General features: G+C 58.7%; 16 protein-coding genes. 3 read left to right on the top strand and 13 right to left on the bottom strand.

Annotated features, from left to right (window positions below; all coding sequences use genetic code 11):
* Window positions 1–19: 19 nt before the first annotated feature.
* The gene (locus tag IVB07_RS38945) at window positions 20–1609 is read left to right on the top strand and encodes an IS66 family transposase (protein ID WP_247369577.1); all 1590 of its coding nucleotides are present in this window, start codon (window positions 20–22) and stop codon (window positions 1607–1609) included.
* A gap of 94 nt (window positions 1610–1703) precedes the next feature.
* Here the strand turns inward: IVB07_RS38945 and IVB07_RS38940 are convergent, their stop codons facing one another.
* The 3 genes from IVB07_RS38940 to IVB07_RS38930 all read right to left on the bottom strand — a co-directional run bounded on the left by IVB07_RS38940 (window position 1704) and on the right by IVB07_RS38930 (window position 6321).
* Complete coding sequence (locus tag IVB07_RS38940; protein ID WP_247297957.1) at window positions 1704–3029, bottom strand: MFS transporter; 1326 nt, start codon at window positions 3027–3029, stop codon at window positions 1704–1706.
* A gap of 1226 nt (window positions 3030–4255) precedes the next feature.
* Window positions 4256–5035 (bottom strand): enoyl-CoA hydratase-related protein, encoded by a 780-nt coding sequence (locus tag IVB07_RS38935; protein ID WP_247371487.1) that lies wholly within the window; start codon window positions 5033–5035, stop codon window positions 4256–4258.
* Window positions 5036–5109: 74 nt separating this feature from the next.
* Window positions 5110–6321, bottom strand: coding sequence for a CoA transferase (locus tag IVB07_RS38930; RefSeq protein WP_247371489.1), 1212 nt, complete (start codon window positions 6319–6321; stop codon window positions 5110–5112).
* A 257-nt stretch (window positions 6322–6578) separates the two neighbouring features.
* Between IVB07_RS38930 and IVB07_RS38925 the strand changes: the two genes are divergently transcribed.
* On the top strand, window positions 6579–8024 hold the full coding sequence (locus IVB07_RS38925) for an aldehyde dehydrogenase family protein (protein ID WP_247371491.1): 1446 nt from the start codon (window positions 6579–6581) through the stop codon (window positions 8022–8024).
* A 58-nt stretch (window positions 8025–8082) separates the two neighbouring features.
* Here IVB07_RS38925 and IVB07_RS38920 read toward each other — a convergent pair whose 3' ends face one another.
* The 3 genes from IVB07_RS38920 to IVB07_RS38910 all read right to left on the bottom strand — a co-directional run bounded on the left by IVB07_RS38920 (window position 8083) and on the right by IVB07_RS38910 (window position 11811).
* Window positions 8083–9435: a PLP-dependent aminotransferase family protein gene (locus IVB07_RS38920; protein ID WP_247369482.1), complete on the bottom strand. Its 1353-nt coding sequence runs from the start codon at window positions 9433–9435 to the stop codon at window positions 8083–8085.
* 222 nt (window positions 9436–9657) lie between these two features.
* Window positions 9658–10650: an AraD1 family protein gene (gene araD1, locus IVB07_RS38915; protein WP_247767992.1), complete on the bottom strand. Its 993-nt coding sequence runs from the start codon at window positions 10648–10650 to the stop codon at window positions 9658–9660.
* A 9-nt stretch (window positions 10651–10659) separates the two neighbouring features.
* Window positions 10660–11811 (bottom strand): glycoside hydrolase family 88 protein, encoded by a 1152-nt coding sequence (locus tag IVB07_RS38910; RefSeq protein WP_247300044.1) that lies wholly within the window; start codon window positions 11809–11811, stop codon window positions 10660–10662.
* A gap of 1089 nt (window positions 11812–12900) precedes the next feature.
* Here IVB07_RS38910 and IVB07_RS38905 point away from each other — a divergent pair.
* Window positions 12901–13575, top strand: a complete 675-nt coding sequence (locus IVB07_RS38905) for a hypothetical protein (protein WP_247767991.1) — start codon at window positions 12901–12903, stop codon at window positions 13573–13575.
* On the opposite strand, the gene IVB07_RS38900 is transcribed toward IVB07_RS38905, so the two are convergent.
* The 7 genes from IVB07_RS38900 to IVB07_RS38870 all read right to left on the bottom strand — a co-directional run bounded on the left by IVB07_RS38900 (window position 13550) and on the right by IVB07_RS38870 (window position 20802).
* Complete coding sequence (locus IVB07_RS38900; protein WP_247369491.1) at window positions 13550–15229, bottom strand: phosphoenolpyruvate hydrolase family protein; 1680 nt, start codon at window positions 15227–15229, stop codon at window positions 13550–13552. The two genes, IVB07_RS38905 and IVB07_RS38900, sit on opposite strands and share 26 nt — an antisense overlap.
* A gap of 129 nt (window positions 15230–15358) precedes the next feature.
* Window positions 15359–16471, bottom strand: coding sequence for a sn-glycerol-3-phosphate ABC transporter ATP-binding protein UgpC (gene ugpC, locus IVB07_RS38895; RefSeq protein WP_247767990.1), 1113 nt, complete (start codon window positions 16469–16471; stop codon window positions 15359–15361).
* Window positions 16471–17298 carry an HAD-IIA family hydrolase gene (locus IVB07_RS38890; protein WP_247767989.1) on the bottom strand — a complete coding sequence of 276 codons (828 nt, stop codon included), beginning with the start codon at window positions 17296–17298 and terminating at the stop codon, window positions 16471–16473. Before IVB07_RS38890 ends, ugpC begins: the two co-directional genes overlap by 1 nt.
* Entirely contained in the window at window positions 17291–18061 is a 771-nt protein-coding gene (locus IVB07_RS38885; protein WP_026233437.1) for an SDR family oxidoreductase, read from the bottom strand. Before IVB07_RS38885 ends, IVB07_RS38890 begins: the two co-directional genes overlap by 8 nt.
* On the bottom strand, window positions 18058–18999 hold the full coding sequence (locus IVB07_RS38880; RefSeq protein WP_247767988.1) for a ribokinase: 942 nt from the start codon (window positions 18997–18999) through the stop codon (window positions 18058–18060). Before IVB07_RS38880 ends, IVB07_RS38885 begins: the two co-directional genes overlap by 4 nt.
* Window positions 18996–19856 carry a carbohydrate ABC transporter permease gene (locus IVB07_RS38875; RefSeq protein WP_247369497.1) on the bottom strand — a complete coding sequence of 287 codons (861 nt, stop codon included), beginning with the start codon at window positions 19854–19856 and terminating at the stop codon, window positions 18996–18998. The genes IVB07_RS38880 and IVB07_RS38875 overlap by 4 nt, the downstream gene beginning before the upstream one ends.
* Before the next feature lie 10 nt (window positions 19857–19866).
* Entirely contained in the window at window positions 19867–20802 is a 936-nt protein-coding gene (locus IVB07_RS38870) for a sugar ABC transporter permease (RefSeq protein ID WP_247767987.1), read from the bottom strand.
* Between the last annotated feature and the right edge of the window lie 52 nt (window positions 20803–20854).

Raw genomic sequence — 20854 nt, 5'->3', positions numbered from 1 at the left:
GATGTGCTCGAAATAGCGCATGAGCATCGCGGCGCTGCGCGACGAAAATGAACAATTGAAAGCGCTTTTGGCGCAAACGCAGGCGGCCTTGAGCGAACATCAGGCGGCGCTGGCGACGTCGGAAGAGGCGCGGCGTCGGTTGGAGGTCATTCTCGGCGAATTGCGACGCGAGAAGTTCGGCGCGACGTCCGAGAAGCTGCGGCCAGATCAGTATCACTTGCCGCTGGAAGACGTGGAGATCGCGCAAGGCATCCTGGACGCGGCGCAGGAGAGAGCCGAGGCTGTGATCAAGGGCCGATCGCGGAGCGCGCCGGATCAAGGTTCTCATCGCAATCGCGGCTGCCTGCCTGCCCATTTGCCGCGGGTGGAACGGATCATCGAGCCTGCGAGTACGCTTTGCCCGTGCGGTTGCGGCGCCATGACGAAGATCGGCGAGGACGTCAGCCAGCGCCTCGACGTGATCCCGGCGCAATGGCGCGTGCTGATCACACGCCGCCCAAAATACATCTGTCGCCGCTGCTCCGGCCCCGTCGTGCAGGCGCACGCACCGGAGCACGTCGTGCCCGGCGGGCTGCCGACCGAAGCGGCCATCGCGCATGTGATCGTCTCCAAATTTGGCGACCATACGCCATTTTACCGTCAGGCCGAGATCTATGCGCGCCAGGGCATCCGGCTTGATCGGGCGACACTGGGCAACTGGTCCGGCCGCGCCTGCTTCCATCTTCAGCCCATCGCGGAACACATGCGCCACCACCTGGCCATGGCGGATCGGCTGTTCATGGACGAGACCAAGGCGCCGGTACTCGATCCGGGGCGCGGCCAAACGAAGAAAGGCTACTTCTGGGCGATTGCCTCAGACGACCGCGGCCACAGCGGCCCAAGTCCGCCGATCGTGCTGTTCCGATATGCCCCCAGTCGCAGCGGTGCCTTCGCTGAGCAGTTCCTGGATGGCTTTGGCGGACGCTTCCTGCAATGCGATGCCTATGACGGTTATGATCGACTGACCGAAGTCGCTCGACTGCAAGGGCCTTGGACGCTCGTGCATTGCTGGAGCCACTTGCGCCGACGCTTCGTCAAATTGGCCCGCAATAGCAAATCGCCGATCGCCGAGGCCGCCATTCGGCACATCGCACAGCTTTACGCCATCGAAGCCATGGTGCGCGGTGCATCGCCGGACATCCGGCTCGCCGCACGAAAGGAGCATTCGTTGGCTCTCGTCGCCGCTTTGAAAATGTGGTTCGAGAAGCAGCTGTCGATGATCTCCAGCGGTTCGACGCTCGCCGAGGACATCCGCTACGCGCTCAATCACTGGCAAGGTCTGACCCGCTTCCTCGAAGACGGGCGCCTCGAGCTCGACACCAACCCTGTCGAGAACGCCATCCGGCCAGTCTGCCTGACCAGAAAAAATGCGCTCTTCGCCGGTCATGAGGTCGGAGCCGAAAACTGGGCCTTGCTCGCCTCGATCGTCGCCACCTGCAAGCTCAACGACGTCAACCCGGCCGCCTACATCGCCGAAACACTCGAGACGATCATCGACGGCCATCCCCATAGCCGCATCGAAGACCTCATGCCGTGGCGATTCCGCAAAACGTCAAGCCAGCCTCAATAGGGTTGCGGCTAAGCGCTTACGAATGCGGGGCCCTTCGTGATGTGGATCGTTCACGCTGGGGTAGCCAGAAGTAGGAGACGAAGCCCCGCCGTGCCTAATCCCCGACGTAGACGCCGCCTCGTTGTTTCGCGATCAGATAAACTATGATGCTAAGCAACGCGACGGCCGTGCCGTAGAATGGAAACACCCAGGACAGATTAGAGCGTTGGAGCCACAGCAGCAGGAATGGTGTGGTACCGCCGAATATCGTTGCGCCAATAGCGTACCCGAGCGCGACGCCGGTGGTCCGAATATTTCTGGGCATCAACGTTGTGGCAATAAAGTTATAGAGCGCCATATTGCAACCGACCAGAGTTCCGCCCACCAACATAACGATTGAGAAGGTCAGAATGCTCTTCTCGGCATAGAGCAGGGATAGAAAGAACGACGGGATTAGCAGCAGGCGCATCATCACGAACGCCCGCGACGGTTTCACCTTATCCGCAAAGGCACCGATTGTCGGCGAGAACACCATCCAAATCGCGCCCATGACCGTCACGATGCCATACACATAAGTGCTGTTTTCCTTGAATACGCCATTGGCAATGTTAGGCAAACCGAAATTGTACGTGTAATTAGCGATCTGGACGCCGCCAACAACCAGAATCGCGGCGAAAAGGGACAGCCTTGCCTTCCAAAGCGCTTTCCACACTCCGCCGGTCGTTTTTTGAATGCGCGAGTCCTCGTCGACCCGATGCATGGCGCGAGCGATTAGGGTTTCTGGAAGGGTCTGCCGAAGATAGATGATGAGCAAGCCTAGAACACCTCCGACGCCAAACGGAACGCGCCAAGCCCAATCGCGCATGACTTCAGGGGACACGGCGCCGCTGACCAGGAAAGCAACCAAGCTGGCTCCGATCGAGCCCACCATGATGAATGTGCCATTGATCAGTCCGAGGTATCGTCCCTCCTGACCTGCCGGTGCCAATTCGATCGCGATCGCATTTGCAACGCCCGCTTCGGCGCCTACGGCGAGGCCTTGCACCAGCCGAAGGGAAACCAGCACGATGGTGGCAGTGATGCCGAGATCCTTGTAGCCTGGCAGCACTGCGATCATCAGCGACGATAGTGCCATGGCGGAAACAGCGATCAGCATCACGGCTTTGTGGCTGATGCGATCTGCAATCGGGCCGAGCAGCGCCGCCCCTAAAGGCCGTGCGGCAAACCCTGCTCCGAATACTGCCAGTCCCGCGAGCAGCGAGACGACAGGGTCAGTGGCTGGAAAGAAGTGCGGCGACAGGAATGCCGCCATGAAGCCATAGAGCTGCCAGTCGTAGAATTCGAGGGCGACGCCCCCGCCGAGGCCCAGAGTCATTGACCTCGTCGCGACGGATTTATCGATCTCAACGACGTCCCCTACGGGGTGTGCTGTCAATTGCATGGTTTGCTTCCGCTCTTTTAATCAATTCGTCATGGATGATGGGCGCAGGAGTCCGAGGCGAGAGGTCATCGCCGTTCGTGGGCTTCCGTGGCGCTGATGCGGAATACAAGCGAGCACCTCCGCGCTGTGAGCGGCGAACTCAGGCGAGAAGACCGAGGTGCGCGGAGAAGACGTCCCCGAGCCATTTCGTTTTGATATTGCAAGCAGCCTGCATATGCGAGCGTCTGGCTCATTTCACCGTTCCCTCCTGTTGCACCCGCGCTTTGCGCGTCGCGTTCGTCTTTCTATGGCGATGACGCCGTGAGTTGGCGGCATCCTCCGCGGGCGAAAAGTGCCTCTCGCTCACGGTCGCTATTTCCCAACGCCGGTCGTACTTGCCCTAGTCCGTACGTGAGGAGCACAACACGCAGATAGCCCAATGTCAATATTGCGACACAGCAATACGACATTGGGCTAGCTGATCCGAAGTTTGCGATCGGCAGAGCTCCTGGGGGAATATGGAGCGCCTGTAAGGCGCAGAGAATCACGTATTCTAGCTCAATTGCCGTAATTCCCGGCCAGATTGCGCTATCCCAATGCGCGCGTTGGTTGCCTTGCGGGCCTGAAATGCCGAACGTCTCGACGAAAAATGGCTCTGAACCGCGGACTCCGCGGGAGCGATCAGCGCCCGCCTCTCTCAACGTCCGGCGCAACTGACAACACCAACAATTCAATTGCTCGAAGAGGAAAGGCAATGGACAGCGGCGTTACGATGGGCTGAGTCGGAATCTCCGGTCGCCGTCCATGGGACTCACGCGCACGAGCAGGTGATCGCGTTCGCGGACATGTCGCTGTACTCCCCAACCACCTTGACCAAGCTTAGTGGAAGGCAAACGGCTGGGCCGCCGTCATCGAAGGTGTCGGCAATGCTTCAGTAGATTGCTGCGCGGCCCTGTCATACGGCGAAGGCGGTTTGCGCTTTTTTGCGAGGTGCGACGAAGGTGCGCATCACTAACAGTGCGCACGAGTCAGTCGCCGTGGCGTCGCACATCGCCCGCTTTAGGAACTCAGCCACTGGGCGGTTACATCGCGAACCTAATACTGCGAACGGCTCCCTTACTCTCAAGCCGAGAGGGGAGCATGGCCAGGTAGTGGCATTTCAATTGGTAAAGACCGCCGCCTTATGCCTCGTTCTGGTGGAGCCGTTCCGCACCAACGACGGAAGGCAAAGGCCCTGGTCGAATATCTCATTCTCCCCGATATCTGGGCGGGCGTTTTTCAAAGAAGGCATCCATGCCCTCTTGCTGGTCCGAAGTCGTGAAGGCCACCCGAATTGCCTGTCGTTCGAATTCCACACCCGCATCCAGAGGCGTCTGATACGCGGCGAGCACCGCTGATTTGGCGAGTTCGACGGAGCGCGGCGGCTTCTGCGCAATGAGGCCTGCGATCTCGAGCGCTCGCGCGTTCGCCGTGCCGGTGGGGACGATGTCCGCGATGAGCCCGGCACGCAGCGCGGCCTGAGCAGAAATTGGCTGACCGCCCAGAACCATCAACATTGCCAATGATTTTCCTGCTACGCGGGTCAATCGTTGAGTGCCGCCGTCGCCAGGGATCACGCCTATATTGATTTCTGGCTGCCCAAACTGTGCATTCTCGCCCGCCACCACGATGTCGGCGAGCATGGCCAGTTCGTTCCCGCCGCCGAAACATACGCCTTCAACGGCTGCAATGATGGGCTTCACGCAGGTCGTAATATCTCTCCAATCATTCCGCCTGATAGGGTTGTTGATGGCTTCGAACCCGCGCTGCTGCATTTCCTTGATGTCCGCGCCCGCACAAAAGAAGGCGTCGCCTCCTGTGAGCACGATGCAACGTACCTCTTCGTCGGAAACGGCAGCGCGGCAGGCTTGCGCAATATGTGCGATGAGTTCATTGCTGAGAGCGTTTCGTTTCGCATGTCTATTCATGCTCAACAGCCGAACATGTCGGGACGGCGTGGACGCGATGACGAGGTCTGATGTGGTCAAAGGGTGATCCGTGAAGGTTTGGCTTGGAGTTTATGGCGCTTCTTCGCGCAAGCCGCGAACGAAGGTCACGGCGGCTAGCCGAACGCCCTTCTATTGCGGGCATCGGCAATGGTCTCGACTGAGAATCCGAATGAGGACAACACCTCGTCGGTGGCAGCACCGATCGGTGCTGGGTGGATCCGGATGCCTGGCGGGGTACGCGACAGGCTAATCGGAAGACCGGCCAACGGGACGGTTCCGCGCCCCGGTACATCTACTTGCCACATGATGCCATTGTGCGCAGTTTGGGCCTGACTGACGGCGCCCGCGATCTCATTGACGGCCGTGCAAAGGAGATCCACCTCAGACAGTCGCTGCACCACCGCCTCGGTCGTGAGTGAGGCTATCGCGTCCGCGCAATGTTCCTGAACCCTCGAAAGATTCGCAACCTGACCTTCGCGGGTTGACAGCTCAGGTCGCGTGCTGATGTCGGGCAGACCGAGCGCTTGGCACATCAGCCCAAGCGGATTGTCACGGAACAGCATAACCACCGAGACCCAGCCGTCTTTAGTTTTGAAGAAGATCGACTGACTGATCCAGTTCGTCTTCGTTCCGTAAATGCTCTCGCTCGCAATTTCACAGAGTTGCATGGCGAGTGCAACATCGTACAGACAGGTCGAGACGACTTGGCCGAGCCCAGAGGTTTGACGTTCAATAAGGGCGGCGAGAACACCTTGTACAAGCGACATTGCAGCGCCGTAGTCAACGATAGGCGAATTGGTCAAGTGAGGCGGCTGATGCTCTTCAAGCCCGCCGCGAGCAAGCCCGCTGAAAGCCTGCGCCAACATATCCTGGCCGGGCCGGCTCGCCAGAGGCCCGCTTTCACCGAAGCCGAACCCAGCGGCATAGACCAACCGAGGATTGCGCGCGCTCAGTTCGGGGAATCCGAGGCCTAGTCGCTCCATCACGCCCGGTCGGAAGTTATGCATGAGCACGTCGGCCTTATCGACCAGCTGAAGCAGGATTTCCTTGGCGACTGGATTCTTGAGATCCAGGGCGAGTGTACGCTTATTGCGTCCCATGGCTGCATAGTAGGAGCTCATTCCCCCAACCCGAGTCGCCTCGAAATCGAGCCCACGGGTGATGTCGCCCTGGGGTCTTTCGACCTTGATGACGTCCGCGCCGAGATCGCCCAAGACTTGGCCGGCAAGAGGGACCTGCATCACCATTCCCACTTCCAGCACGACAATTCCATTAAGGGCGCCGGCTTTCGGGGTGAGCGTGTTGTCTGCGGGTTCAGCGATCACTTGGCGACCTCTCTAATGAATCTGATTTTGGCTGGCCACAAGCCGGCACACGAAAGCTACAGCACAACCCTAAGCAGGTCAAATCATATGCTAGCTCAATGCGGCATTGATATATCCCAATATATGTGGAATTGGATTGCGGCGCGGTCGAGCACTGTCCCCGGGAATTCCGGTACCAACGCCGGCGTAGAGCGATGATGAATTCGCCATCGCGCCCGCATGGCATTTTTCGACGAACCTAATTTGGATGGACACCGATGAATTTGAATTACATCGCCGGGGAATGGCTTGCTGCGTCGAACGCAGTGCCGAACGTGAATCCTTCGAACACGTCCGACGTGGTCGGCGAATTTGCGCAAGCTTCGGCAAGCGATGTGGAGCGAGCGATTGACGCGGCATTCGACGCTTTCCGAGCCTGGTCCCGTTCAACCATCCAGACTCGGCACGATTGCCTCAATGCGATCGCCGCCGAGATCCTTTCACGGAAGGAGGAACTTGGGCGGCTTCTCTCCCGCGAAGAGGGTAAGACCCTTCCAGAGGGGATTGGCGAGGTCACGCGTGCAGGACAGATCTTCCAGTTCTTCGCGGGTGAATGTCTGCGTCTTGCAGGCGAGAAGCTGCCGTCCGTTCGCGCTGGCGTGGACGTCGAGATTACCCGAGAACCCGTGGGCGTTGTGGGGCTCATTACGCCCTGGAATTTTCCCGTCGCGATTCCTGCCTGGAAGATTGCTCCTGCTCTCGCCTGCGGGAACACGGTCGTATTCAAGCCAGCAGAGCTGGTGCCAGGATCGGCGCACGCGTTAACGGAGATCATCTCGCGCGCAGGTATTCCGCCAGGTGTGTTCAACCTCGTCATGGGCCGCGGCTCCGTCGTTGGTGAGGCCATGCTGAAGAATGTCAAAATAGCCGCGATTTCATTCACCGGCTCGACCTCCACGGGGGAATACATCGCGCAGAGTTGTACGACGGCTCATCCGATGAAAAAGGTTCAGCTTGAGATGGGCGGGAAAAATCCGATGGTCGTTCTGGACGACGCCGACCTCAACGTGGCCATCGAATGTGCAGTGAACAGCGCCTTCTTCTCGACGGGCCAGCGTTGCACTGCCTCCTCCCGCTTTATCGTGACAGATGGCGTCCACGACGATTTCGTTGCAGCAATGGCAGAACGTATGAAATCCCTTGTAGTGGACGACGCCTGCAGAGCCGGAACCCACATTGGCCCGGTGGTCGATCAGCGTCAGCTCGATCAAGATCTCAGCTATATTCGTCTAGGCCAGGATGAAGGCGCCAAGCTCGTGGCTGGCGGCGAACTGCTTAGTCGAGATATGCCGGGCTTCTATTTATTTCCTGCCCTCTTCGCGGAAGTCGACAATCGAATGCGAATCGCACGGGAGGAAATATTCGGACCCGTTGCAACGGTGATCCGTGCTCGTAACTATGAAAATGCCCTGGAGATCGCAAACGATACCCCGTTCGGCCTGTCGGCTGGGATCTGCACTTCGAGTCTGAAGTACGCGAGTCACTTCAAACGCAATGCTCAAGCGGGGATGATCATGGTCAACCTGCCAACCGCGGGGGTGGACTACCACGTTCCGTTCGGCGGCCGTAAGGGCTCATCCTACGGACCGCGCGAACAGGGCAGATATGCCGCCGAGTTCTACACGACAGTCAAGACGTCCTATTCCTTCGGCGGCAACATCTGACCAGGTGCCACTTCCGGAAGAGACAGCACAACCAGAATGCGCTCGGCGCATTCTGGTTTCAGATGATGGACATGTCAGCTTCGTTGGTGGGCTCTAATGAGCCGGCCAATTGCCGCAAGGCCCACTCGAGATCCTCGATACGATCCGGCACGCCGATCGAGACTCGCAATCCCGAGATCAGCGACGGATCGACAAGCAGAGCGGAAGACGGCGTGGTGATCACTCCGCGTTGCAATGCTCGGGCGGCAACATGCTCGACGGCGCCACTCGGCAAATCCAGCCAGACGTGAAAGCTCGGTGGATGGTTGGCCCTAACATGCGGCCGTAGGATCTGTGAAGCGAGTTTGACGCGGTTCTTCGCTTCTTGTGCCAACGACTGACGCACCTTGGCGGCAAGGCCGTTCTCGATCCACTCGGATGCGATCATGGAGGAGATGGGAGACGCCATCCAAACGGTCGCCCGCATGGCCTGATGGATACGGGGTATATACTGTTCGGGCACGACGAGCATGCCCAGGCGTAGGCCGGGCGCCAGACATTTCGACAGCGTATTGACGTAGAACGTCCGCTCCGGAGCCAGCGAGGCGAGAGGAATGCTGGCCTGATCCAAGAAGCCGTAGGCATCGTCCTCGATGATTAGGATGTCGTGCTTGCGTGCAATTCGCACAATCTCCTGGCGGCGAGCGGCTCCCATGATTGTGGCCGTGGAACTCTGGACCGTGGGCATCGTGAACAGCACTCGCGCATTGCCCGAAGCCGCCGCTCTGTCGAACGCTTCCGGAACGAGGCCTTCGCTATCCATTGGAAGCCCGACCAGCTCAAGCTTGGCGAAATGAGCGTACGATTTCATGCCATGGTAAGTGGCGGCCTCGACGAATACCTTGTCACCCGGTTGACAAATGGCGCTCAGTGTCAACGAGAACCCGTGTTGCGCCCCATTCGTGACGACGAGATTGTCAGGTCCGGTATCGAAGCCGGTATCGCGCAACAGCCTGGCGAACTGGCTGCGATGATCCATCACCCCGGACTGAGAGAGGTAGCCGACATAATCGGAGATGTCACTGGGGAACGTCCACCTGCTATCTGCGAGCACTTTCGGCAACCGCGAGGGGCCTGGTATGTTCAAGCTCAGGTCGATGACCCGCCCGCGAGACTGGACGCTCTGGCGCTGTTCTGCAACAAACGTCCCTCGGCCAACGTGGCCAACGAGCAGGCTTCTGCGTTGCCCCTCTGCGTAGGCCTTGATCACCGTGCCGACGCTGAGACCGAGGCGCTCCGCCAAGTCACGCTGGGTCGGGAGTTTCGCCCCGACAGCAAGCGACCCGGACGAAACGTCCTTCTCAATAGCCTCGAGTAAACGGAGAAAAGCGGGTGCCTTGCCGGGGCGCAGTTCGGGATACCATTTTTGCATTTCAACCGCTTATCCTAGAGGACCTTGACCTTCAACTCCCGAGGCCGCGCTCGCAATCATGAATTTGGGCGAGAAGCCGCTGATTTTCAACAGATTTCCGACGTGTCGAAAGACGGCGGAGCGCTCCGGATACAGGAGAGGTCAGTGACCGCCGCCTCGCCGCACGGTCACTCGCTCCATGAAGGACCCAAGCGTCACTTAGACCTGCCTCGATTGTGAAACCTACAGTACCTTGACTGAAAGGAGCTCCGTCTTTTCGTCCGCGATAAGTGGGTTGCGCAATGGTCGGCCAAACGCTTTCGATTCCACCTCGAAAATGTCACCGCTGCGCGGCCTGACCCCGGCGGCGAAGCTCAAAACGCTCGCGCCGAAGAAATGCACGTGAACATCACCCGGCCGACGGAAACCGCGATACTTGAAGTGGTGATGTTCAAGGTTGCGGATGGTATGTGACATGTTGTCTTCGCCGGAAATGAATTTGTCAGACCAGATCGTTGAACCGGCCCGCGATACGCGCACGGTACCCGTTACGTCACTCGGGAGCTCGCCGAGCAAGGCTTCGGGACCGTAAGAGCACTCGCGCAATTTTGAATGGGCGAGATAGAGATAGTTCTGCTGCTCCATCACGTGATCCGAGTACTCGTTGCCGAGGCTGAAGCCCACACGCAGGACCTCCCCTTGGTCGCCGATGACGTAGAGGCCCACGACCTCTGCTTCATCGCCGCCATCTTCGGCCCACGCCGGCAAACTAAGCGGATGCTCGGGAGGCACCGCCCACGAACCATCCCCCTTGTATGCCCACTCGGGCTGCACCCCGATGCTTCCATGATCCGGCTTGCCACCTTCAAGACCGAGTTTGAACATGCGCATCGAGTCGGAGAGATCATCTGCTGCTAATTTTGCGTGCATGGCATCTCGAGATTCGGCGCTTCCGAGATGCGTTAGGCCCGTCACGGAAATGGTGCAGCGGGACGGCTCCGCATGATCGAGCGGCAGAAGCAACCTCTTCTCGGCAACAATTTCGTCATAATCGACTTCTCCCTCACCCCCCCGTGCCGAAATAAGTTGTTCCAAGGACGCATCCGAGCGCGCGGCTTCCAGCGCAAGCTCGCGGACGCTCGTCGCATCTTTTACGACCACCGGCTGGGCACCATCATTGAGAATGGCGCCCACCTGCCGACGGCCTTCCGGCGTCACAAATTGAACTAGTCGCATCTCCGTTCCTTACACCTCAGAGGGCTGCAGGCGACCGCTGAGCATCAGCAGCGCCTCAAACAAATAATAGCTACCGAAGATAAGCTCGGCATTTTTGACGTAGTCCTCGGGCCGAGAATCTTCCCGTTTGTTGAAGCAGCCCTCGACCAACATGCCGACGGGTCTGTTGTCATCGTCTCCCAACGGGGTGAGATAGCCATCGACGAGAGCGGCGGCCGTCTTTTCCGCAGCATCTTTGTATTTTTGACGCTTGCCTTCACAGGGCGCGACCGAACTCAGCTTGAACAGAGTAGACGCCATGAAGGCGCTCGCGGCTGTGTCTCGTTCAGTATTCGGGGCCGCAGGATCGTTGAAGTCCCAGTAAGAAATGCCATCGGCTGGCACGTGATCAATCCACCAATCCGCACCCTTGACTGCGGCAGCAAGGAAGCGCTCGTCGATGCCTCCCGAGAGGCAACTGATGGTCGCACCCAGCACGCCCCATGCCTGCGCCCTCGCCCAAACGCTGCTTTCGCTGTATCCCTTGTGCGTATAGCGTTGAAGCACTTCGCCACTCTGCACGTCTAGGGAAGAGGATTGAACGAAGGCACCATCTTCTCGTTGATGGATTGAGAGAACCCGGGCTGTATGTTTGGCGGCGACGTCCAGCATTTGGCTGTCGTTCGACTCCCTTGCAGCCCAAAAGAGCAGCAGAGATACGACCAGGCTATCGATGCTGCTTGCGGTCGCTCCAACATGTGATCCTTCTTCGGCATTCGCTCCGAGCGGCACCAAACCCAGCTTGGGGTCGAATCGATGTTTGATGTCTCTTGCCGCCGCGAGACCCAACTCTCGCGCTGACTTGCTTCCTCCGAGCAGCGCCCCCAGGCCCGCACCGTAGTAGAACGTCGCAGCCTTGAAGGCTGTGTCGGCATTTACGCGGGATACGAGACGCTTACAGACTTCGTCAGCCAAATGCTTGCAGCGCTCGCCTTCCTCGTCTCGCGACGCAAGCCACAACATTCCGAGCCAGTAGCCGCCGGTCCAATCACCATGAGCTGTCGTTTTCCAGATTCCGGTATTTGGATCAGCCCAATGCGGGAAACCATCGCCCACCTGCTGCGCTGTCGAACGAATGCGATCTTTGATGCGCTCGATCGCTTCATCCCAGTTCCTAGTCATCTCACGTCCTTGTTGCCGTTATCGGGCGCCTGTGTGGCCACTCCATACACATGGCAAGGTTTGCATGATTATTGAGATATATCAATTGCGGATTGGTTCAGCTCTCTTGGTTGACATCGGGGCATTGCCCTCTTATCGTCGCCCGACTAGCCCGCACTGGCTTGCCAAATTGCTCGTCGGGTCACGATTGGTGCGACGGTCTCGATCGCTGTCCTAAACGGCGCTCACATGGCCACTCGCGACCGGCTATCGGTCCGAGTCGCAACGGGCATCGGCCTCGAATACTGCGAACGTTCCCCCTGCAGGAGCCGCGCGAATTCGTCCTCACAAGGCTAACGCAACGCCCAACAAGTTTCGGCTACGATCTGGCCGGACGCTTCGCGGTCGGAATGTACGAAGATCGGGCGGCGCCACCCGGCAAGAGCTCTACAATTGGTACAACCCTCTGTCGGGCCTAAGAGGAGGCCGGACATGCCGAAGATCACCCTTCCGAGACTGACGCGCGTGGAGGCTGAGCAGATATTCACGAGCATTGGAACGAAGACCTGCAGGTGCGTCGAGCCTGCGAGCGCCTCGGCCGACATGAGAGACCAGCTTCAGTAGATCGTTCGAGACGAACATTCCGCAGGTCATAGCCAAGATGAACAAGTTCTATCTTGAGCACCAAGAAAGTCTGCGTGCTTCTCCATCGCCGTCCTAGTTGTGTCCGGGATCGAGGACTTCGACTAGGAGGAGATCGCCGCGCCGTACAGACTTATCGGGTGTCGCACGCAGAATGCCGACCTGCTTTTACCTGCAATCTGATTAGTATGTCCGCGGAAGGACCGGATGGAGCCACACTCCTGCGAGTGCTTCGAAGATGGTCCCCCGCAGTTCAAAAAAGCACGCCTGCTCGGAAAGCTTCTGACGGAATGAGTGGCATCGCATGCCCTCACTGGCCCGGAACCTGAAAAAGAGGCCGCTGCTGGACTTCTCCAACAGCGGCTTAAGTCGAGGGAGGAAGCAGACAAGCCCGGTCTGCCAGCGGATCCGGCGTGCGCTCACATGTAGACCGGGTTCAAATCACGTGTAAGATCGGCGAATGATACGATGAGTAAAATCGGGTATAATGCGTTGAAAGTGACAGGCGTCGGGAAACTTGCCAGTCTTCTGCCCGTCGGCCGTAAAGGTGCGTCGTTGGAAATCTACGCACCATCTTTGCGCAGCCTTCCGAAGGGCTCCATACTCGTGATGGCTACCTTGCCCATTGTCGATTGGAATGACTGTCTGCTGCGCGGCTTGCAAAACGTTTCCGAGATAACGCGCGCCCACACGTACGCGGCCATCATGATGATCGATCCGTTCGCGTGTTGGGAGGACGTTGCCGAAGCGTTGAAAAAAGCTGGGGTCAGCGGAGTAGTAAATTTCCCACCAGCGTCCATGATTGAGCGATCTGCGGCTGGCGAACCGGTCGATTCCGGCCAGGAGCTCGAACTTCGGCGCATGGAATGGTTTGCTAGCCTGGGGTTTAAGACCTTGTTCGCCGCTGCCGATGATGCTGCAATGATATCGGCAGAGAGACGAATTGGTCCGCATCTCCATGGCATTGTCTACTTGCCGGAAACGGCTCTCGCGCTGAGGATTTGCGACGAGATGGAATTGGCCAGGCTTGACCAACAGGGGTCGTCGATCCCAAAGTTCGCGCTCTTGGACGTGACAGCTTCAAGGCGGCCGGTGGGCAAAAACAAGAGGGCAACTGCTACTCCAAGATCCTCAGCCCCTTGATCTTGTTGTACAGAGTTTTTCTTGAGAGCCCCAGATAACGGGCAGTCTTCCCTCGATGCAGCTTGTTTCGTTTCAAGCCCTCGATGATCCACTCGCGTTCGGAGAACGCGCTTGTCGGCTTCAGAGGTGATGACGCCGTCAAGAGTGGCCTCAGGACATCAGCCGTAATGTGCGTTTGTTGCAACGTCACCAGCTGATTCACGATCTGGCGTAATTCTCTCAAATTGCCCGGCCAGTTGTGGCCTGCGAGCGCCAAGAACGCAGAATTTTCTATACCGAGCGTCTGGGCATTCGAATCTCCTTTAGCCTCGACCGTGAAATGCTGAACAAGCTGCGGAAGGTCCTCGAGACGATCGGGCAGCGGGGGTAACCCAATATCGAGCCCGGCAAACAGCGCAACAAGCCGAGGGCATAGTACAGCGTTAAGAGCCCCCCCGCGAGCAACGGTTGCAGTTGCAATGATCCGTGCAGAGGAACGTGCCAGTGCTACGCTATTCAGCGGCGTGAAACTGCCGGTTTCCAGATAGTCGGCAAGACGCTCTTGCCCGTCCCGCGACAATTGATCGACATGCATGAGCAGGATCGTAGAATCCGTTGCGGTTTCCAGGAGCGACACTTGGCGTCGCCTGGTCTCAGTCTGCCCGGCGCCGAACAGGACGCCGACCGTATCGATGGCTGGGCCGGGCCGACATTGAAACAGCGCAGGCTTGGTCAGTTTCTTGTCGCTGAAGGCGTGGACCAGACTGGCTATTCGTCGCTTTCCTGACCCCGCCTCGCCCCACACCAGCACAGGACTGGGATGGCCTGCCAAGCGCCTTGCGGTCTCGAGCACGCGCTTCATGATTGAGGATTGCGCGATCACACCGTGCCTGAATCCGCTCAGTTGGAGCTGACGCTCGAGAAGATCGACCTTCTCCCGCAACAAGTGAATGGTCTTGAAGCCTGAAGTCACCTCAAGGACCGACATTTCCAACGGGACGCGGTCGAGCGACGAGCCGCCGATGAAGCCCTGAACACCTGTTTCGCGGCAGATATCGAGGAGTTCGTCAGGCTTCGTAATTGGCCCGCCCCCCATCAGGCAGATCGTGTTCCTGTCGATGGATTGAGCGACGCGAGCAACAGCGCTTGTGCGCGCGGCGAGCTCGGACAGGCTGATCGTGGGGTCGCATCCGCTTTCGATCGGCCGGTTGAGATTGAAATTGATGCAGATGGCCTCGACGCCGGCTTCGACCATGCGCCTTGCCTCGGGCTGGGTGCGCGTATAGCCGATTGCCATCAGGCCGTGTTGTGCAGCTTTGACCAGGAGTTCGATTTCCCGCTCGTAGCCAAGGCCGGACTTTTCCAGCAGAGATCTTCTGTAGTCATCGATGTGGATCACGGAAGGAAAGTTGGTGACTCCGGAAAAGCCCCACCTGATGATGCGCTCGAGAAAGCGGTCGATGTCGAGCTTTGGATCGAAGGTACAGGCCCCGAAAAAGACTGGCAATTTCGTTGAAGGCAGGATCTCGGTCCGGCCGAAGCCAGCCACGAATTCGTTGCTGTTGCGGATCGGAAGAATTGAGGCAGGTGAAGAGCCACCCATTGCGCGAAACCGGCCAGCATTGAGCGCAAGCACGAAATCCGCGCCCGCCCGCTCGGCAGCTCTGGCGGCCATGCCTGATCCGATCCCCGCCCCGAGTACAAAAGAACGAGAGTTCCGGAAGAACCGCCTGATTCCGCCGCCCTTGACCTGGTCCACCCGCGTGTGCATGCCGTCCCGCCTCCTGCAGGGCAGGTCGGAAGGCTAGCTCCAATTTGCCGGCGCATGCAACCGTCGCAGCGCATTTCCGTTCATCATGAAGAGGTGGCAGTCCGCCGGCGAAGCCGCAAGACGAACCTTGCCCGACCTACTGGGCGCCGCCGCGTTCGGTGCCTTGGCAACCATCGATTCTCTGCCAGCATTGCCGTAGATGTAGGTGACGCTGCCAAGATGCTCGACGAAATCGACGTCGATCTCGATCCCAATATCGGTCTTCTCCGCCGCGGATGGAGAGAAATCATCGGGGCGAATTCCGACCGTGATCGGCTTGCCGACAAGCGACTGGTTCGGCTGGACGGGGACGAGGATTGTCGCGCCTGCATCGAGCTTGACGCCCATGCCCGTCGCGTGCGCTGATTCGATGTGGCCGCTGAGAAAGTTCATCTTAGGCGAGCCGATGAACCCGGCGACAAAGCGAGATGCCGGATTGTGATAGAGGTCGTGCGGACTGCCCACTTGCTCGATGTTGCCGTCCTTGAGTACGACGATCTTGTCGGCCATTGTCATTGCCTCGACCTGATCGTGGGTCACGTAGATCATGGTGTTGCCAAGCTGCTTGTGTAACTTGGCAATCTGCACCCGCATCTGCACCCGCAACTCAGTATCGAGATTCGACAGCGGCTCGTCGAACAGGAACACTTTGGGTTCGCGTACAATGGCACGCCCAATAGCCACGCGTTGCCTTTGTCCGCCTGACAGTTGCCGAGGCTTGCGTCCCAGCAGATGATCGATCTGCAAGAGTGATGCAGTCTCGGTGACCCTGGCCTCAATCCCGGCCTTCGGAACTTTGGCCATACGCAGGGGGAAGGCAAGGTTCTCGCGCACGGTCATGTGCGGATAGAGTGCGTAGCTCTGAAACACCATGCCGATGTTTCGGTCGGCGGCATCAACGTCATTGACGACTTCATTGTCGATCAAGAGCCGCCCGCCGCTGATACGCTCGAGCCCTCCGATCATTCGGAGCAGTGTCGACTTGCCTGAACCCGATGGTCCAACGAACACGACGAATTCGCCATGTTCAATGATCAGGTCGACATTCCGCAGGATTTGGATCGTCCCATAGGCCTTATTGATACGTTCCAGGCGAACATCGGCCATCACGCTCTCCTCGGTCGCTGGCTTCCAATGTTGGCTCGGGCTATCCCAACCTCAGACAGGCTGGAGACGATGAAATCGGGCGATACCAGTGAGGGATCATCTCGGGGCGGCACGCCGGTCGTGACCAGCACGGTCGGAAGCCCTGCTCTCTTGCCAGCCTGAATATCAGTCTGAATCTGGTCTCCGATCATCAAGGTGGCGCTGCGTACCGTGCCCAGGCGGGAAAGTGCAGTCTCGATCATATGCGGCTCCGGCTTACCAACAATCAAAGGCTCCACTTTCGTGGCGGCAGCCACGGCGGCGATCGTAGCTCCTGCCCCGGGCTCGAATCCACCTGCCGTCGGCAACAGGAGGTCGGGGTTGGTGCCAATAAAGGCTGCTCCATTTAGGATCGCGTCGACCGCAATCCGCAGCTTCTCATGCGTAATTTGTCGATCGAGCCCCATGACCACGGCGTCGGGCTTTCGATCCGTCACCTCGAGCCCCGCGTCTGTCATGGCTTTCGTAAGGGATGGCGCGCCGATGACGAATATACGCCCAAACTTCGGGTATGTAGCGCGGATGAGCTCGGCGGCGGTGATGGCGCTGGTGACCACGTCCTTCGGCGCAATAACAAGCCCAAGGCCTTCCAGTTTGCTGACGACATCTGCTGGCGTGTGCGTCGAGTTGTTCGTCACGAAGCAGATGGGCAATCCGGCTGCCTGCCACCGTCCAAATGCCTCCACGGAATCGACGATAGCCGCGTTGCCGCGGTAGACGACGCCGTCGAGATCCGAAATGATACCGTCCACTGGCGGCCAATTGGGGGGAGAAGCGACACTAGCCATTCATCAGCATCCCGCCATTCACGTGTACGATCTGCCCGGTCATGTAGGAAGCTGCAGGACTTGCAAGAAAAACAGCAAGGCCTGCGATATCCTCCGGCACGCCGACCCGTCCGAGCGGGATACGGCCCCCGTGACGTGCCTCGGTTTCCTCGCGCGGGCGCCCATGCATCGGTGTATCGATGATCCCGGGCGCAATGGCATTCACATTGATCTTGTGTGGGGCACATTCATAGGCGAGCAGCTTGGTGAGGTCGTGAACAATTGCTTTCGACAAACAATAGTCGGCGCCGCCCGCCTGGTAGTTAAAGACTGCACCTTGGGACGATAGCGAGGATCCGATATTGACGATCCGGCCCCCTTTGTCCTTCATGAAGCGCTCGATCGCGAGCTTTGAGCAGCGCAGGACCGCGACCGAGTTGATCTGGATGGTCCGCTCGATTTTGTCCGCATCGCCATTCAGAAGCGGTTGGGCAGATTTGACGCCCGCATTGTTGACCAGCACATCGAGCCGGCCAAAGTGCTTGGCGACCGCGTCCAGAACCCTGTTAACATCGTCCTCGCTTGCGACATCCATCGCCATCGGTAATACGCCGTTGCCATGGGGCAGGCTTGCCAGAGTGCTCCTGAGAGTTTCCAGGTTGGCATCGGTGGCAAGGACATTCGCTCCACCAGATCGAAACGCATTCACGATGGCAGACCCGATGCCGCCCCCGGCACCGGTCACCAGCACCGTTCTGTTTGAAACTGAGAACTGTTCGGTCATTCCAACTCCAGGATCGTTTGGGATTTCAGAAACTCGTCAACGGCCTCGGCGCTCGGCATGGAGCTTTGCGCGCCGCGTCTAGTCACACAGAGCGCGGCTACCGCCAGCGCTTTCCTGACCGCTTCTCTCAAGGGCAGCCGTTCGGCCAGTGAAGCGGCGAATGCTCCGTTGAAGGCATCGCCTGCGGCGGTAGTATCGACCGCTCTCACGGGAAAGGCTCGCAGGGCAAAAGAGCGGGTCTTATCAGCATAATAGGCGCCCTGTGCCCCGAGGGTGATCAGCGCGGCACCTGGCCCGAGATCAAGAAGCTTGGACGCAGCGTGGGCGGCACCTTCAAAGTCGTCGACCTCGATACCTGTCAGCTCAAAAGCCTCTGTCTGGTTCGGTGTGACGAAATCGACACTGCTCCACGCTGTCGACGGAAGCCCGGACCTCACTGGCGCCGGATTGAAGATCAGCTCGAAGCCCTTGTCCCGCTTCAGCTCGAAGAGCCTGTTGAGCGCTCCGATCGGCATACCCATTTCGGCGACCACGATCGCATTGTGCTGAATGAATTCCGCGGCGTTCTCAATCATCTGCGGCGTGACGTTTAGGTTGGCGCCGGGATCTATGACAATCATGTTAGTGCCGTCGTCACCGACCATGACCAGAGCGGAGCCGGAGACTTCGCCCGGCGCGATTTTGATCGCGTCGGCGCAAACGCCGGCCTCTGTCAGGGACTGCAGGAGCCAATGACCCGCATCATCATCGCCAAGGCGCGTGTAAAAGTGCGGTCTCAAGCCAAGCCGAGCCGCGGCCACAGCCTGATTGGCGCCTTTCCCTCCCGGGTGACGGGTCAGCGTTCCCATCAGGCTTTCACCTGGCGTTGGCAGCCGCTCGACATTGAAGCAGAGATCGAGGTTTGTCGTTCCGAAGAACATCAACGGCCTGGCACTCATTTTACAGCACCAAAGGTAAGGCCACGCTCCAGGTGGCGCTGGCCGATGACGATCAGGATCACGGGAATGATCATCGTCACGACCAATCCTGCCGCCATGACGGGATAGAATTGCACGCCCGGGTTTAGCAGCTTGAGCAGAGCGACGGTTACCGGCGCCTTGGTCGAAGAGAGGATCAGGCCGAGGGCAAAATTGTGCCACGCGAGCAGGAAGATGAGCAGAGAGGCCCCAATCAGACCAGGTTTCAAAAGCGGCAGCACGATATGCAACACGACCCTGACCGGCTTGGCGCCATCCATGGCAGCCGCCTCTTCGATGTCCTTTGGGATATCTTCGATATAGGAGCGGCTCAGCCAAACGATCATCGGCAGTGTGACGACCTGGTAGACCCAGATCATGCCGATATAGGTGTCATACAGGCCAATCGTTTGGAAAACGCTGAACAGGGGGATGACGACCAGTAGGACCGGGGCAAAGCGGAAGCCCAGAATGAAGAAGGCAATGTCTTCTTTGAGGGGTATGTCCCGTCTTGCCAGCACGTAGCCGGCAGGGACCCCCACGAGCAGGGACACGATGACAGAGCCAAGCGCTATGACAACGCTGTTCGTGATCGGGGTCAGGAAATCGATCTTGATAGTGCCGTAGCTGGTTGCTCCGGCTTGGGCGACGTCAAACAAGACGCGAAAGTTTTCCAATGTCGGCGAGAACAGGAAGGTCGGCGGCCAGGTCATGACCTCTGCCTGCTGCTTGAGCGACATCATCACGATCCAGACAAGCGGGAAGGCCAGGATCAATGCGCAAATGCCGACGAGCAGGTTCAGGATCAAATTGACGGAGGTGGCGCGTCTCAGTCGCATACGTTGGCCCTCAGCTGACGCGCTGCCGCACGACGCGCCACAGCTTGACCATGGCGAACGTTCCCACCAGCACGATCATCCAGTTGACGACCATGAGGGCTGCACCACGCCCGAAGGCGAGATTCTGGAATGCGACAATGTAGGCGCGCACGGAAAGAACGGAGGTGCTATCTCCAGGCCCGCCTTGCGTAGTGCCAAAAATGATGTCGAACTGATTGAGCGATTCGATCAGCCGAAACACCGCGGCGATCAGAATGTAGGGAGCGATCAGCGGCAACTCGATATGCACAAAGGTTGCCCACCCTTTTGCGCCATTGACACGCGCGGCCTCCCTCACTTCTTCATTGATACCCTGAAGGCCTGCGAAAATGATCAGCGCAAAGAATGGCGTGTAGGTCCAGACGTCAATCAGGACGAGCGAAAACATTGCGGTGTTGGGATCTGAAATCCATGCAAAGCGGGCGATTCCTGCAAGCGAGAGCAGATAGTTAAGGATTCCGCTTTGCGGGTCCATCATCGTCGTCCACATGAGCGCTACGCTCATCGGAGGCAGCACGAGGGGCAAGAGGATGACCGGCCGCATCAGCCGTGCAACGATGACTTCGGTCGCGAACAATTTTGCAAGTGCAAGACCGAAGGCAGCCTCCGCAACCACCGCCGATCCGGCGTAGACAAGAGTGGCCCGAATGCTGTTCCAGAAATCATCCGACTTGATCAGCGCTGCATAGTTGTTGAGGCCAACGAAGTGGACCAGCGGCCGACCGAACTTGAGATCCGTCAGCGACTGAAAGACGCCATAGAAGAACAGAAAAAGAAAGCCGAGCAATATCGTGATCGCTGGCGCTATGGCTGCGATGCTCCACCAGTCAAGATGCGACTGCTCGGCGCGCGCGACCGCCTTATCGTTTGACGCAACAAGTGGGCTGGCTGAAGACTGCAGCGTCACGAGCCCGTCGGATCCTCGAAGGTCCATCTCGGTCTATCTCTAAAATGCATGG

Origin of the sequence: Bradyrhizobium sp. 172, from assembly GCF_023101065.1 — a bacterium.
Classification (GTDB): Bacteria; Pseudomonadota; Alphaproteobacteria; order Rhizobiales; family Xanthobacteraceae; genus Bradyrhizobium; species Bradyrhizobium canariense_D.
The sequence above is the reverse complement of the archived record's forward strand: the minus strand, read 5'-3'. Positions and strand labels throughout refer to the sequence as shown.